This window comes from Paenibacillus sp. JZ16, assembly GCF_015326965.1.
GTDB lineage: Bacteria > Bacillota > Bacilli > Paenibacillales > Paenibacillaceae > Paenibacillus_AQ.
In genome coordinates, this window is the sequence record NZ_CP017659.1 from 2563611 (window position 1) to 2577672 (window position 14062).

The window sequence follows — 14062 nt, forward strand, 5'->3', positions numbered from 1 at the left end:
CTTGCTTCACGGCCTGTTTATCCAAGCACCTTCTCAAATACCGGAAAGCTTGCCGCTCTCCCTGGGAAATTCACTTCTCCCCGCAAGTCATAACCTAAGCCTTGATACAGCTTGAGCGCAGCCGTGTTCTTGGCATAGGTATCCAATCGTAGACTCGTGTAGCCCTCTCGCAGGGCATATTCCTCGGAGAAGGCTATCAGTTTTCGCGCAACTCCCTGTCCTTGGGCTTCCGGATCGACAGCAAGCCGATGCATCATTAAATGAGGCCCTTTCATCTGCTTCCAGTTAATGGTCTCATACTGCTCATCCTGGGATTCGTCAAGGACGATGATCCCTAAGATGCGGCCTTCGCCCTCAGCTGCAAACAACGTTCCTCGCTGCAAATCCTCACCAATGACCTCTCGGTTCGGATACTGATCATCCCATTGATCGCTGCCTCCAGCCTGCATGACCGCAACACAGCGGGCTATCAAAGCCATGATTTCTTGAAGCTCCTCTATTCGTCCTGTCCGTATGTTCATATTCATCGATGCACCTACTATTGTTTTTTTAGAACATTTTACTATGCTTGGACGGCTGCAACAACATGTAAACATGAAACTCAACGTCATCCCACGAATTACTTGGGTGGGATAATACCTTTAAAGGTTCCATTACAGATACCCTTTTATTCAAGCAATGTAAGAGTCACCTCTATCGTATTCGTTACGAATGAGCGCTCCGGACGGGATTTCAACATGACGGTCAACCCAATCAGCGATACGATCAGCGCTTGGGATAATGCTTTCGCGTCTGTCCCGATCGCAAGCTCGCCCGATTGTATGCCTCGTTCAATGGTTTCTTGAAATATGACCGCCAAGTACATCTGATGCTCCCTTGTCAGAATTTCAAATTTCTCATCATGAGGCGCAAGCTCGACCATCGTATTGATACAAAAGCACCCTCGGCTGCTGCTTTCGGAATATTCCTTATCAACCACATTTTCAAAAAAAGCCCGAAACGCCTCCCTGACCGATCGATGGTTTTGCAGCCTGGCCCGCGCCTCGGAAGCATGTGACATCGTGTATTTGCGCAGAGCTGTTTCGAACAGCTCCTTCTTGTCTCCAAAGGCTGAGTATATACTGGGCCGTTGAATGCCCATTCTGGAAGTCAAATCGCTTAATGAGGTAGCCTCATATCCCTTCTCCCAAAATAACTGCATCGCTGCATCTAATACTTTCTCTTCATCAAATTCGCGGACTCGTCCCATATTGAATTACCTCTCGTTACATTTGATTTTAAGGAAAACTTCATGATCACCAAAGGAGTAAAGAACCACTTTCATTACCAATCAGTATAATTAAGTTTATGATGTTCGGATGCTTTTGTCAAACACCGATTTCCTGTATATTGCTGATATATATTAGAAAATCCCGTTGTTTCTTAACGTTTGAAATAAACCTGTTGACATGGATCGTAAGGATGGGATATATTTATCGGGCGATTTATCATACCGATCAGTACATATAAAAATCGAAAGGGTTGGATTCACACAATGGAAGAGATCATAGCAAAAAAAGCGGTCGTCCATAACGAAACAGCCGCGAATGCGTCACAGGGGACGGCGACTACGGCCAAATCCGGTAATCGTATGCCTCTGACTCGTTCCGTTACGTTATTGTTTGCGATTGCTTGCGGCATGTCCGTTGCCAATATCTACTTCGCTCAGCCGCTGCTCGATGAGCTGTCGTACGAGTTCAACTTGGACTATGCCGTCATTGGAATTCTGATTACCGTCACACAGATCTTTTATGCATTGGGACTGCTCCTGCTGGTGCCTCTGGGGGATTTACTGAACCAGCGCCGATTAATTATCGGTCAAATGGCGATCTCCGTGGCGGCTCTCGTGATCGTTGGTACTGCTTCATCCGGCGCGATGCTCTTTGCAGGTTTGGCTTTGGTCGGATTGCTTGCCGTTGTAACGCAGACGATTGTGGCGTTCGTGGCGACCGTAGCTGCTCCTGCTGAACGAGGGCGAGCCGTAGGCATGGTAACCAGCGGAATTGTGATCGGGATCCTTCTGGCGCGAACCATTTCAGGAGTTTTGAAGGATCTTGCAGGATGGCGTTCGGTTTATCTGGTTTCTGCTGCGGTGATGCTGTTCATGGTTTACGCATTATATAAGATGCTGCCAAATGTTGAGCGTAAGGTAAAAACTCTTTCCTATTCTCAACTGCTTAAGTCGGTACTGGTGTTGTTCCTTCAAGAACGGCTACTACGTGTCCGCGCTGTTTTGGCTATGCTGATTTTTACGGCTTTCAGCATTTTGTGGACGCCATTAGTGCTGCCTCTTAGCGCACCGCCACTATCCCTTTCGCACTCTGCCATCGGGGCGTTTGGTCTCGTAGGCGTCGTGGGTGCATTGGCTGCAGCAAAAGCCGGTAAGCTAGCCGATCGAGGTTACGGACAAAGAACGACCGGAATTGCATTGTCCCTGCTATTGCTGTCATGGCTGCCGATCAGCTATACAGAACGGTCCCTGTTTACCTTAGTCATTGGTATTATTCTGCTGGACTTGGCGGTACAGGCGGTGCATGTCACGAATCAGAGTATGATTTTTGCATTGCGCCCGCAGGCGCGCAGTCGCATGGTTGCCGGGTATATGATTTTTTATTCCATCGGAAGTGCCGCCGGTTCCATTGCTTCGACCCATATCTATGCACAGTATGGTTGGCATGGAGTTTGTATGCTTGGAGCCTCCGTCAGCGCTATTGCCCTTATATTTTGGGCTGTGACCAAAGGCGAAAAAGGTGCCCATTGACAATAAAATCAAACTACAAAAGATCGCTCCCACAGGGTGGCGATCTTTTAGAATATCCACGAACAGTAGCAGCCTTGCCAGCCCATACGTCAATCATTTTGGAAACTCTCTATTTAGCGTTAAGGATGCCGTTCCTCAGAATAACAAAAGACACGCCGTATGGGCGTGCCTTCAACATATTCTTATGGTGTTTTCCCCAGGATCACTTCGCCTGTCGTCTTATTCCAGGACATCGGAATGCCAAGCTTTGTCGTGATCAACTCCAATGGAAACATGCTCGAATTAGCCAGGAATGGAATGCTGACATCTTCTCGCGTCACCTTCCCGTTCACTAATACAACGGCGGGATCACTGGATTTAATGGACACGGTATTCCCGCCATAAGAGAAAGACCATACCGGAAATCGATGATTTCCGTGTTTCGGATCCGGATTCGACTGTCCGCGCTTCACTTTGATCCCGAGGGCTTCAAAAACGCTAGTATACGGTACATACAGCTTGCCTTTCACAATAGCGGAAGAACCGTAGAAGCTAACCGATTGTCCGTTTGCCGTCCAGGATAGAGGAGGCTGTACCATGACTGGATTCCCATCGTTCTCGTTAGGCGAGCCGCTGCCTTGATATTTCTCTTCTCCCCAGGCCAGCAGCTTACCGTCTTTGTTGGTTGCATAACCTGTATATCCATTGCTTCCCCAAAGCGCCTTGATACCTGTCAAACCTTTCACTTGAAAAGGCTTCGCCGCTGGGTCGTTGTATTTCCACTGCCAGACCGTGCCGTCATTTTTAAGCATGTACAAACGGTTAGACCCCGTTCTTATCTCTTGGATATCGTTTAATCCCTTCACCGCAGCCGGCACTTGCTGCTTTTCATTCACATTCCACCGCAGCACCGTCCCGTTCTCATGCAGCAGAAACACGTCATACCAATCCGCGGCGATTCCGGCAATGGAGGAAGTAACCAGCGATTTAATCTCACGGAACTCACGCTCCAGCCGGTACCGATCGTAGAAACTGTTATATACCGTTAACATATCAACACTGCCGTCATCACCGAGAATCAGCGCCTCATGTCCGGCGACCACTATTGTTTTTGCATTTATGACTCCCTTGATCGGAAAGTACTTTACCGTCATCTTTAAATGATCATTCGGATCAAACGTCGGATTCCATATCGTTGCAGACCCATCCTTATGCAATGCGACAGAACCATGGTTTGAAATAGCCAAGCTGGCTACATCCTTAAGTCCTTCCAGCTTGATCAGCCCTCCCCGTTTTTGGAAAGGTAACAACGGATCCCCGTTAATATAAGGAGAGTAATAATCGCCCCAGGCCCACACGTCCCCGTTCTTGTCCAAGGCAAATGAAGAATTGTCCCCTGCCGCCACCTGAACAATATCAGTTAAACCCGCGACTTGCTTTGGCACTAATTGATGAATGCTAGTCCCGTCACCTACTTGACCTGACTTGTTATAACCCCAGGCAGTCACGGAGCCGTCGCTCCATGCCGCAACACCATGTCCGCTGCCGCCAGCCACGCTTACCGGTGTATGCGGTGAATCTCCATGCACAGCTTCGGCAGCTCCCACACTGTCCATTGCCATACAATTGACTGCTAACAATATCGTCATTAACATATAAGCTACTCTACGATTCAATACCTTCAAGTATGAGGCCTCCATTCTCGATCTTTATAATGGTATATAATACCATACAAAAGATAGTATGGAAAAAATAGTATACTTCCCGTTTTGCTTGCTGAAATCCGTAATACTTAGGGTTGCCGGATTCAGGCCTATGTCTGCTGAAACAAGGTTGCCGTCACCTGGCAGTCCGCGCACAGGAACATATAATAAATGCCTTCTCCATACTCCTCGATCTGTTCCCAATCCAGCTGCCCGATGAATGTCATGCTTTGGGAACAGCAGGAGCAGGAGGGATATACGGCGTCCTGAATCCAAGCCGGGTAGCCGCCGATTTGCGAAACCGCCGAACCGAGCGTCCAATAGGCCGCATAATAGCTGTTGCGGGGATGGTCCGCAAGCCGTAAGGACTGCCCCTCCGCCGCATAGCTTCTATCATCCTCCTCGGAATCAGGCTCCGGTAGATATTCCGGTTTAATATTAGCTTGGCTCCATTCGGATTTTCCGTGGAAATCCACATCCATATAGATCGTATCGTAACAGCTGCAATTCACACAGGTGCACACCCGCAGCCTCTCTCCGGTCAACCCCAAGAAATGAAGCTTCGGATGGCGGATGTCCAGATCCGTCAAGGTGGTCAGGCCGCTTCCGCACCATGGACAGAGAGCGGAATTCTCCTTCAAGAATTCTGCGGGTTCAGCTTCTGCTTCATAGGTGCTTTCTGACGGCACTATTTTCGCTATAGCGTAGCTGTCATGATAGAATAGCCGGCGCTTACTTCCTTTCTCCGTAAGCTCCCAGCCCCCTCATGCGCATAAGCTTCAGGCGGGACGTATAATTCCTCCGCCCATGATGGAGGCACGGTCCTCCATTCATGAAATTGGTGCACGACCTGATCATCCCCGATCCAAGCCAGGGCGAGCAGCAGATGGTTGCGGTTATCCTTGTCCTGTTCCACTTGTTGAAGCAGCTCGTCTCGGCTACGGGCGGATGCATCTTTGAACAGAATGCCGGGGTAATAGATACCGCGCTCCATCAATGTCGGGATACAGGACTCAAGCGGCTTGTTCTGATAGCAGACCAGGGAAACAAGAATTTCCTGGCAGGTGTCCTCATCACCTGCTTCCAGCAGATCAAGAGCAAAAGTCAGCAAGCGATCGGCCTCGCCTGGAGATAACGCCGAATATACCTCTTCTCTTTTCAGAGGATAGGGAATATATCGAATCAATGGATCCCGCTTCAGCGGGGCATGCATGATCTTAAGGATCCCTACAGGATCTGTAATCCCTTCATATAAGTCGATATCTCTCCGATTTTGTTCTATGTAACGCTGCCGTTCCGCACGCTCCATCTCCTGCTTGCACGGCATGCAATAACCGCCGGTCTTGGCCGCGGTTGCCGGTAATATCGTTGCCGAACATCCTTCGCTTCGGCATGGCAGCCGTTCTGTCATGCTAGCCCCTCCTTAATCTATGGCAAGTTCACTCAGTTGGATCCCGGCTCCTATTCTATGGTAAGTCCACCTCAGCTAGATCCCGGCTCCTATTCTATGGTAAGTCCACCTCAGTTGGATCCCGGCTCCTATTCTATAGTAAGCCCACCTCAGCTGGATCCCGGCTCCTATTCTAGGGTATGCCCACCTCAGCTGGATCCCGGCTCCTATTCTATGGTAAGTCCACCTCAGCTGGATCCCGGCTCCTATTCTATGGTAAGTCCACCTCAACTGGATCCCGGCTCCTATTCTATGGTAAGTCCACCTCAGCTAGATCCCGGCTCCTATTCTATGGTAAGTCCACCTCAGCTAGATCCCGGCTCCTATTCTATAGTAAGTCCACCTCAGCTGGATCCCGGCTCCTATTCTATAGTAAGTCCACCTCAGCTGGATCCCGGCTCCTATTTCCTCACGGTCATGAATCTTCTTTATTAACTATAGCTTTCTTTTCATTCCCATATCAACAAGGAGCTCTCTTATAGACCACGACCGGCAAGGCTATGGGGTGTCGGCATATTAGGAGCATGGTAATTGAAAATAATCTTATAACGTCTCCATGGAATCGTGAGCACTGCTCCCTGAGCGCACGGTGTGTGGTCCGGGACATGCTCTACATTGTTACCCTTCAGATACGTTGTACATTGTGAATAGCATACTCCTTGTGTATGTACTCTTAACGGCGGAATCGGTTGGCGCATCGCTAAGCTCGCTCACCTAAGCGATTGCGCGAACCCTGTTCGCCACGTGGGATATAGCGGCTCCCAGCCGTACTCCTTCCGGGCTTTGGCGTTCGAAGCGCCGCGCTCGCCGCGCTTGCTCCCCGCTTGATATGCTGGAGCAGGCGCGTGCAGCGCCTCAGCATACAACGGCAGCCACAACGTACCGGCAGCAGGCGCGTCATCTACGATATTGACCGGCCCCGTCGGCCAGTCCAATGCCTGCAGTGCGGCATTCGCCGCATCCTCGACATGGAGAAATGACATAACGCCATCCGTTGCTGGAAGAGCTCGAGTTCGTACCTTTTCCGCCATGATTCCGTTGGCGTCGTACCACGTGCCGGGACCGTAGAACATTCCGTACCTTAGAATGACGTGGTTCGGCAGTTGTGCAACGGCATGTTCCAGCGAGATGATACCGTCTATCGTAGATTTGCGCGGCGGAGGCGCCTGGACATCCAGAGGGACGTTCTCGGTGGCGGGATAATCCCCGGGTTCATAGGCCCAGGCAATGCTCTGGGCAATCATGCGTTTAACGCCGTGGATCTGCGCGGCTTCTACCAGATGACGGGTGCCCTCCATCCGAATCCTCGCATTATCCTCCAGATTCCATTGGCTTAACGAAGTGAGCTGATGGATAATGACATCCGGCCGCACTTCCCCAATCGAGGCTATGATCCCTTCCCGATCAAAGGCATCTGCAACGATCCCCTTGGCTCCCCATGATTCGATCAGCCCTTTCCGCTGAGGGTCGTGGGTCATGCCGATAACTCCATGGCCGGCTTGCACCAATCTGGGAAGTAAACGCTGGCCGATAACGCCGGTAGAGCCCGCTACGAATATTTTCATAAAGGGACAACCTCCATTCCGCTGCATATGAAGATAATTGATCCCACCCATCAAAAATGGGATATAGGCAGTTTCATCTTAGCATGACGGATGGGCAGCTATAAGTACCACTTTTCATCAAGTCAACCATGCCATTTCATTCGATTGAGAGGTTATCTCCACAGTTGGAAAGAGCATAGGACGCTCGCGTTTTTGACAAACGTGACGGAGCAGCGTAGTTGGGCAAGCACGAAGGACGCATTGGGACAAGCATGGATAGTGCAACCGCCTTTTGATAAATGCACAACATTATCGTAGTATTACAAGGGCGAAAGAGTCGCAGCACCCGGAGTCAACAAGCGCGATAGAGCACCGCTGTACGTGAACCAAGCATTGTAGTTAGACAAGTACATAAAGCACATAGTTGGACAAGCACGACAGGGTATGCAGCACCCGAAGTTAAACAAGCGTGATAGAGCACTCGCAATAAGTGATAAGCAATGTTCTTATACAAGTGCATAATGCACCGTTGTTTTAAAAGCGCGACAGATCACGCAGCAATAAGCACTCTTCGTTCAACACAAAAACGCACCACATCAAGGGGTGCGTTTTTGCGGGAACAACCTTCTTCTATCATTACTCTTCGTCTGTTACATCACTAACTGATACATGCATGTGGCTGTGCAGCTGCCGGCACTCCGGCTGATCACACACGCCATAGAAGGTAGCGATTCGATTCGTATCCACCGTATCGACTTCAGCGCTGCAATGCCTGCACAAGATGACGCCCATTTCCAACTTTTTAACGGAAGTGTTCATGCTTCACTCATCCTCTCCAGTATCAGATTGTTATGCATTTTTTATAATGATCTTCATGTAATTAATGTACAATATAAATAAATAATACACAATATATATTCATTAAATTGTTGAATTTCGTTATATATGACGTCATATTTATGAGGATAATATAAAAAAGCGCTCCATGTAGTAACATGAAGCGCTTCATGGCATGAATTTGCGAAAAATCACGCAATCACATGTTTTTTATCTTGGAAGAACTATATCGCTGTCACACATAGCTGGAGGCAATACTATTGCAAAACCCGCAAAACACGAGTTATACTAGCCATCATAAGGACGTGAAGAACACGCCGCTTCTATGCAAAGTGCCCCAATGAAGGATTGGGGTTCCATTGTATGGAGCGGCTTTTTTATTTTCTAGCGCAATCGCATTCCATCTAATACTAAGGAGGAAAAATGAACATGTCACGGTTTGATCAACAATATGAGCTCTGGATACACACGAATATTTTGAATGAAAAGAATCCCCGCAGGCTCGAAATCCTTCAGAAAGGGTTAGGCCACGGTACCGTCGAGTTTCTGCGCTCAGTGTGGTTTCCCGCAATCGGTAATTTCAATGACTTGCATCCGGAATGGGAAGTACGCGATTTCAGCAATGGTTATCGTTATTTAGACCTTGCCTACATGCCCGGTGGTGCGAGAGGAGGCATCGAAATCCAAGGATACGGCCCGCATGCCCGCGATTTGGACGTAAGAAGGTTTAAGGATTTATGCCGCCGTCACTGCTTACTGGCACTGGATGGTTGGACATTCCTTCCCATTGCTTACCCCTCCATCGTCGAAGAGCCAAAACAATGCCAGCAGCTCATTTTATCCTTCGTCGGCAGATTTGTGGCGTCAGATGTACCTGCGTCCTTAAGTTGGCTGGAGGCAGAAGCTGTCCGATTTGCGCGGCGATTGCTGCGCCCGATAACCCCATTAGAACTCGCAAATCATCTTAGGGTGAGTGACCGGCATACCCGACGCTTATTGCATAAACTGGTCGAGCTTCAGATACTGGACATAGCAAGCGGTGAACAACGAGCCCGTACCTATAAACTCCGCATGTAACACAGTACTGACGGGAGCATGCATCAGTTCCTGCAGATACCCAAGCGACGAATAAACAAACTAGTGGACACCAGATCCGTTATTCCGAAAAAAACAGCCACTTTTCCCGTACTTCCGGACTCAGAATCCGCTATTTACTTAAAAAACCACAAATTATCGTCATTCTCTATGTAATAGCGGATCTGGTGTCCTCATATTGCCCAAAACCCACCCGTCCAGACGTAATAGCGGAACCTCTGTCCTCATATTACCCAAACCCACCCGTCGGGACGTATAGCGGAACCTCTGTCCTCATAACATTGCAATAGCCCACCGCGAGACCACACCTCATAAAAACATCTCTAAACTCCGCTCATCTCTAAAGTCAGCTTGTAACACAGTACCTGACGGGTGCACGTATCCGTTCCTGCAGATACCCAAGTGACGAATAAACAACTAATGGACACCAGATCCGTTATTTCGAAAAAAACAGCCACTTTTCCCGTTCTTCCGGACTCAGAATCCCCTATTTACGTATAAAACCACAAATTATCACCCTTCTCTATGTAATAGCGGAACTGGTGTCCTCATATTGCCCAAAACCCACCCATCCAGACGTAATAGCGGAACTTCTGTCCTCATATTACCCAAACCCACCCGTCAGGACGTATAGCGGAACTTCTGTCCTCATATTACCCAAACCCACCCGTCAGGACGTATAGCGGAACCTCTGTCCTCATAACGTCGCAGTAGCCCACCGCGAGACCACGCCTCATAAAAACATCTCTAAACTCCGCTCATCTCTAAAGTCAGCTTGTAACACAGTACCTGACGGGTGCACGTATCCGTTCCTGCAGATACCCAAGTGACGAATAAACAAACTAATGGACACCAGATCCGTTATTCCGAAAAAAACAGCCACTTTTCCCGTACTTCCGGACTCAGAATCCGCTATTTACTTAAAAAACCACAAATTATCACCATTCTTTATGTAATAGCGGAACTGGTGTCCTCATATTGCCCAAAACCCACCCATCCAGACGTAATAGCGGAACCTCTGTCCTCATATTACCCAACCCCACCCGTCGGACGTATAGCGGAACCTCTGTCCTCATAACATTGCAATAGCCCACCGCGATACCACGCCTCATAAAAAACATCTCTAAACTCCGCTCATCTCTAAACCTCCGCTAGTAACACAGTACCGACGGGAGCATGCATCAGTTCCTGCAGATACCCAAGTGACGAATAAACAAATCAGTTCCTGCAGATACCCAAGTGACGAATAGACAAACTAGTGGACACCAGATCCGTTATTCCGAAAAAAACAGCCACTTTTCCCGTTCTTCCGGACTCAGAATCCGCTATTTACTTTAGATACCACGAATTATCACCCTTCTCTATGTAATAGCGGATCTGGTGTCCTCATATTGCCCAAAACCCACCCATTCAGACGTAATAGCGGAACCTCTGTCCTCATATTGCCCAAAACCCACCCATCCAGACGTAATAGCGGAACTGGTGTCCTCATATTGCCCTAAACCCACCCATCCAGACGTAATAGCGGAACCTCTGTCCTCATATTACCCTAAACCCACCCTACGAGACGTAATAGCGAACCTTAGTCCTCATAACGTTGGAGTAGTCAATTCAATCCGGTTGATAACCCTAAGGTCCATACAACTGAATCTGTTCAGTTCGGCACCATCACCCGGTTTTGCAGCGTCGTCAGCATCTCATCCCAATAACGCCTCATGATCTCTCTCATATAAACATCATCCAGCATCTCCTGGTGAATCGCGATGGTTGTTTTTCCAGTCTTCGTGGACAACACATAGATTTGCAGCCGGGACGGGTTGTCCCACTCCTTGCGTTTCCAAGTCAAGCGCAGCTTATGGTAGGGTACGACCACCGTAATTTTGCCGGACACGCCTTCCTTCGATTCATACTCATGCCCGACCTGCAGCTCCAGTGAAGGAACATCCCCGATCCATAATGACAGTCCCTCGGAAGACATGAGGAAATCCCAAACCCTCTCTTTTGTCGCGGCTATCGTCTTTCTGACCCCGATCTGCACCCCGGCATCTTTGGATAAGCCGACGGGCACCCGCCCCATGACCTGCTCATACATGACGGCGATCCACTCGCCCCATTCCCCGGATACTTGATGCTGCTCAACGATATGGTTTCGGATCTGCTCATGTGACCAGAGCGGGCCCACTTCCTGCCCAAGGGCCACAATCCATTCCTCCCACGAACGTTCGGTTGCTTTCATCACTTCTTGTTTAAAAATCGTGCCTGCCATCGAGCTCTCTCCTCCCTGACGCTATCTGTTGGAGTTCATTATATAATACAAACACTGACAAAGAAGGTCAGTGTTTATCTTCAGGATTGATAATATTTCAAGAGGGACTCCGCAATGTCGATCATGCCTGATTTCAGTTCCTCGGGCCCGATGATTCGAATCTTCCCGCCAAATGACAATAGGTAGTAGGCAACTTGCGTGTATAACATATGCTCATCCAGCCTGAACACCGCATGCTCCGCCGTACGTTCGACGAGGGCTTGACTGAGCAGCCAATGCGCGCATAAATCGTCCAAAGCTTGAGGGAGGCCTTGGATATGTACGGAAACCAAATGAGGATTGGATTCGGAACCTTGCCCCGATAACAAGCTGTCCAATACGTATTCCCGCGGGGAAAACGACGCCGGACGGTCAAACGCGTTGTCGGTATGCCGGATATCGCGCATACGGTCGACGCGGAAGCAGCGAATTTCACCGCGTAGATGGCAATGGCCCACCGCGTACCATTTGCTTTTCCAATGGACGAGTCCGTAAGGATCCAGGATACGTGGTTGTGTTATACCGTCATAGCCTGTGGCGTAGTCGATCTCGAGGCTGGATTGCCGGTCGATCCCCGCCTCGATCTCATGCAGTATCCTGGTAAGCGAAGAAGCTGTAGGAGGATGGATGGCCTCAATACTGCTTTCGTGGCGCTCCAAACGCTCCAGCTGTTCCGGATTCGTATATCGTTTTATTTTGGAAACGGCTCGATTAAGCGGCTCTTCGGATGGATAACCCGCTTCCCGTGCGAATGCGGCGGCATGAAGAAGCGCCCTTTGCTCATCGGCCTCAAAAAACAGCGGCTCCAGCTTGATATGCTCCGGGATGGAGTAGCCTCCATCGCGCCCAATCTCGGATACGACAGGCACGCCGGACATGCAGAGCGCGTCAATGCATCGGTAAACCGTCCGGATATGTACACCCAGCTCCTCCGATAGTTGTTTAGCGGTCATTCTTCTTCGCGATTTCAGCAGCCATAGCATCGCCAGCATATTATCGGCTTTAGACATCGTTATGCAGCAGCCCTTCCCTTGGAATTCATATATGTGATCACATTATATATCACTTCCTAGTGGAAGGTTTAGAGATTTCTTCCTGCTCTAATCCGGATGGTAATCGATCCCCCACATTCCGATGAGAAAAGCCGACCCTCTGCAGGATCGGCTAGTCAATGAGTACATCGTGCGGCACTGCTACCTGTGTCCGCACGGTGAGTGGTCCGGGGCATGCTTGAATGTCTGTCTATACCTTGAATGTCTCTCTATATCCTTGGATGGCTGCTATATCCTTGAATGATGCCTAACTTCATCAGCTCTCATAATCATGCCCGCCGTGAATGATGCCTAACTTCATCAGCTGTCATAATCATGCTCCGCCGTGAATGATGACTTATCCTCAATGATCATGGTCCACCGTGATGACAACGCTGCCCCTCTTGCGTCCTTCATCCACATACCGGTGCGCCTCGGCCATTTGCTCCAATGCATACCTTCTGTCGATGACCGGCTTGATCTTCCCCGTTCCCAGCAGCTCCGCTAGCAATCTCAGATCCTCCATCAGCACCTTGGCTACCCCCTGCCCTTCAACGGTTACATAGCTCCCGCCCGGGGTGAGCAAATGCTTGCATTTGGATTTTGGCAGTTTACCGACCGCGTCCAGAATAATGTCGTATCGATCTCCGGTCGTCGTAATGTCCTCTTTGGTATAATCAAGGACCCGATCGGCTCCGAGCGACCTCACCAGCCCCATATTCACGGCACTGCAAACGCCGGTTACCTCTGCTCCATAATGTTGCTTAGCAAGCTGTACGGCTAACGTCCCAACCGCACCGGACGCTCCATAAATCAGAACCTTGTGCCCCTGCCGGATATTCCCTTTTCTAAGAAAATGCAGGGCCGTCGTTCCTCCGAAAGATACGGCGGCGGCATCGTCATAAGTCACATGATCGGGCTTTAACAGCAATAACGCATCTTCACGCATGCAGATATATTGGGCATACGTACCGAATCGCATTCCCCTGAATGCCAAGACCTGATCGCCTACCTTGAATTGCGTAACATCCCTGCCAATCGCTTCGACTTCCCCCGCCAGCTCTACCCCGAGTATCGGTTGTCTTGGCTTTCTCAAACCCAGCACCAGCCGCATGGGAATCCTGTACAAAAGAGGACTGCGAAATCCCCGCACGCGGCAATCCCCCGAATTGACGGTGGTTGCATAAATTTTGATTCGAATTTCGCGATCCTTTGGGATCGGCTTCTCTACCTCTTGCAGCTGTAAAACATCCGGTGCTCCATAAGCGGTGCATACCATTGCTTTCATGGGTTTCCTCCAAACTGGCATTTGCAATCA

General features: G+C 49.5%; 12 protein-coding genes. 2 read left to right on the forward strand and 10 right to left on the reverse strand.

Features of this window, described 5'->3' with window-relative positions:
* Positions 1-17 precede the first annotated feature (17 nt).
* Positions 18-521, reverse strand: coding sequence for a GNAT family N-acetyltransferase (locus BJP58_RS11605; RefSeq protein WP_233355043.1), 504 nt, complete (start codon positions 519-521; stop codon positions 18-20).
* Between the two features lie 146 nt (positions 522-667).
* Positions 668-1249 carry a TetR/AcrR family transcriptional regulator gene (locus BJP58_RS11610; protein WP_194544047.1) on the reverse strand — a complete coding sequence of 194 codons (582 nt, stop codon included), beginning with the start codon at positions 1247-1249 and terminating at the stop codon, positions 668-670.
* Positions 1250-1630: 381 nt separating this feature from the next.
* On the opposite strand from BJP58_RS11610, the gene BJP58_RS11615 reads away from it, so the two are divergent.
* Positions 1631-2800 carry an MFS transporter gene (locus tag BJP58_RS11615; RefSeq protein ID WP_233355131.1) on the forward strand — a complete coding sequence of 390 codons (1170 nt, stop codon included), beginning with the start codon at positions 1631-1633 and terminating at the stop codon, positions 2798-2800.
* Positions 2801-2982: 182 nt separating this feature from the next.
* Here the strand turns inward: BJP58_RS11615 and BJP58_RS11620 are convergent, their stop codons facing one another.
* The 5 genes from BJP58_RS11620 to BJP58_RS11635 form a co-directional block, all read right to left on the reverse strand.
* Entirely contained in the window at positions 2983-4464 is a 1482-nt protein-coding gene (locus tag BJP58_RS11620; protein WP_194544049.1) for a stalk domain-containing protein, read from the reverse strand.
* A 128-nt stretch (positions 4465-4592) separates the two neighbouring features.
* On the reverse strand, positions 4593-5123 hold the full coding sequence (locus BJP58_RS33590; RefSeq protein WP_233355044.1) for a hypothetical protein: 531 nt from the start codon (positions 5121-5123) through the stop codon (positions 4593-4595).
* 56 nt (positions 5124-5179) lie between these two features.
* Complete coding sequence (locus tag BJP58_RS33595) at positions 5180-5893, reverse strand: hypothetical protein (RefSeq protein ID WP_233355045.1); 714 nt, start codon at positions 5891-5893, stop codon at positions 5180-5182.
* A gap of 749 nt (positions 5894-6642) precedes the next feature.
* Positions 6643-7497, reverse strand: coding sequence for an NAD-dependent epimerase/dehydratase family protein (locus BJP58_RS11630; protein ID WP_194544050.1), 855 nt, complete (start codon positions 7495-7497; stop codon positions 6643-6645).
* Between the two features lie 615 nt (positions 7498-8112).
* Positions 8113-8295 (reverse strand): GapA-binding peptide SR1P, encoded by a 183-nt coding sequence (locus BJP58_RS11635; RefSeq protein WP_194544051.1) that lies wholly within the window; start codon positions 8293-8295, stop codon positions 8113-8115.
* Between the two features lie 447 nt (positions 8296-8742).
* Between BJP58_RS11635 and BJP58_RS11640 the strand changes: the two genes are divergently transcribed.
* Complete coding sequence (locus BJP58_RS11640; protein WP_194544052.1) at positions 8743-9390, forward strand: transcriptional regulator; 648 nt, start codon at positions 8743-8745, stop codon at positions 9388-9390.
* A gap of 1672 nt (positions 9391-11062) precedes the next feature.
* On the opposite strand, the gene BJP58_RS11645 is transcribed toward BJP58_RS11640, so the two are convergent.
* The 3 genes from BJP58_RS11645 to BJP58_RS11655 form a co-directional block, all read right to left on the reverse strand.
* Complete coding sequence (locus BJP58_RS11645; protein WP_194544053.1) at positions 11063-11674, reverse strand: SRPBCC family protein; 612 nt, start codon at positions 11672-11674, stop codon at positions 11063-11065.
* Between the two features lie 80 nt (positions 11675-11754).
* Positions 11755-12723, reverse strand: coding sequence for a helix-turn-helix transcriptional regulator (locus tag BJP58_RS11650; protein ID WP_194544054.1), 969 nt, complete (start codon positions 12721-12723; stop codon positions 11755-11757).
* A gap of 385 nt (positions 12724-13108) precedes the next feature.
* Complete coding sequence (locus tag BJP58_RS11655; RefSeq protein WP_194544055.1) at positions 13109-14032, reverse strand: NAD(P)-dependent alcohol dehydrogenase; 924 nt, start codon at positions 14030-14032, stop codon at positions 13109-13111.
* Positions 14033-14062 lie beyond the last annotated feature (30 nt).

What these genes read in the sequence shown, in the direction of transcription:
- BJP58_RS11650 (WP_194544054.1), bottom strand. Translation starts at nt 12,723, where the DNA reads ATGTCTAAAGCCGATAATATGCTGGCGATGCTATGGCTGCTGAAATCG.
- BJP58_RS11635 (WP_194544051.1), bottom strand. Translation starts at nt 8,295, where the DNA reads ATGAACACTTCCGTTAAAAAGTTGGAAATGGGCGTCATCTTGTGCAGG.
- BJP58_RS11645 (WP_194544053.1), bottom strand. Translation starts at nt 11,674, where the DNA reads ATGGCAGGCACGATTTTTAAACAAGAAGTGATGAAAGCAACCGAACGT.
- BJP58_RS33595 (WP_233355045.1), bottom strand. Translation starts at nt 5,893, where the DNA reads ATGACAGAACGGCTGCCATGCCGAAGCGAAGGATGTTCGGCAACGATA.
- BJP58_RS11640 (WP_194544052.1), top strand. Translation starts at nt 8,743, where the DNA reads ATGTCACGGTTTGATCAACAATATGAGCTCTGGATACACACGAATATT.
- BJP58_RS11610 (WP_194544047.1), bottom strand. Translation starts at nt 1,249, where the DNA reads ATGGGACGAGTCCGCGAATTTGATGAAGAGAAAGTATTAGATGCAGCG.
- BJP58_RS11605 (WP_233355043.1), bottom strand. Translation starts at nt 521, where the DNA reads ATGAACATACGGACAGGACGAATAGAGGAGCTTCAAGAAATCATGGCT.
- BJP58_RS11655 (WP_194544055.1), bottom strand. Translation starts at nt 14,032, where the DNA reads ATGAAAGCAATGGTATGCACCGCTTATGGAGCACCGGATGTTTTACAG.
- BJP58_RS11630 (WP_194544050.1), bottom strand. Translation starts at nt 7,497, where the DNA reads ATGAAAATATTCGTAGCGGGCTCTACCGGCGTTATCGGCCAGCGTTTA.
- BJP58_RS11615 (WP_233355131.1), top strand. Translation starts at nt 1,631, where the DNA reads ATGCCTCTGACTCGTTCCGTTACGTTATTGTTTGCGATTGCTTGCGGC.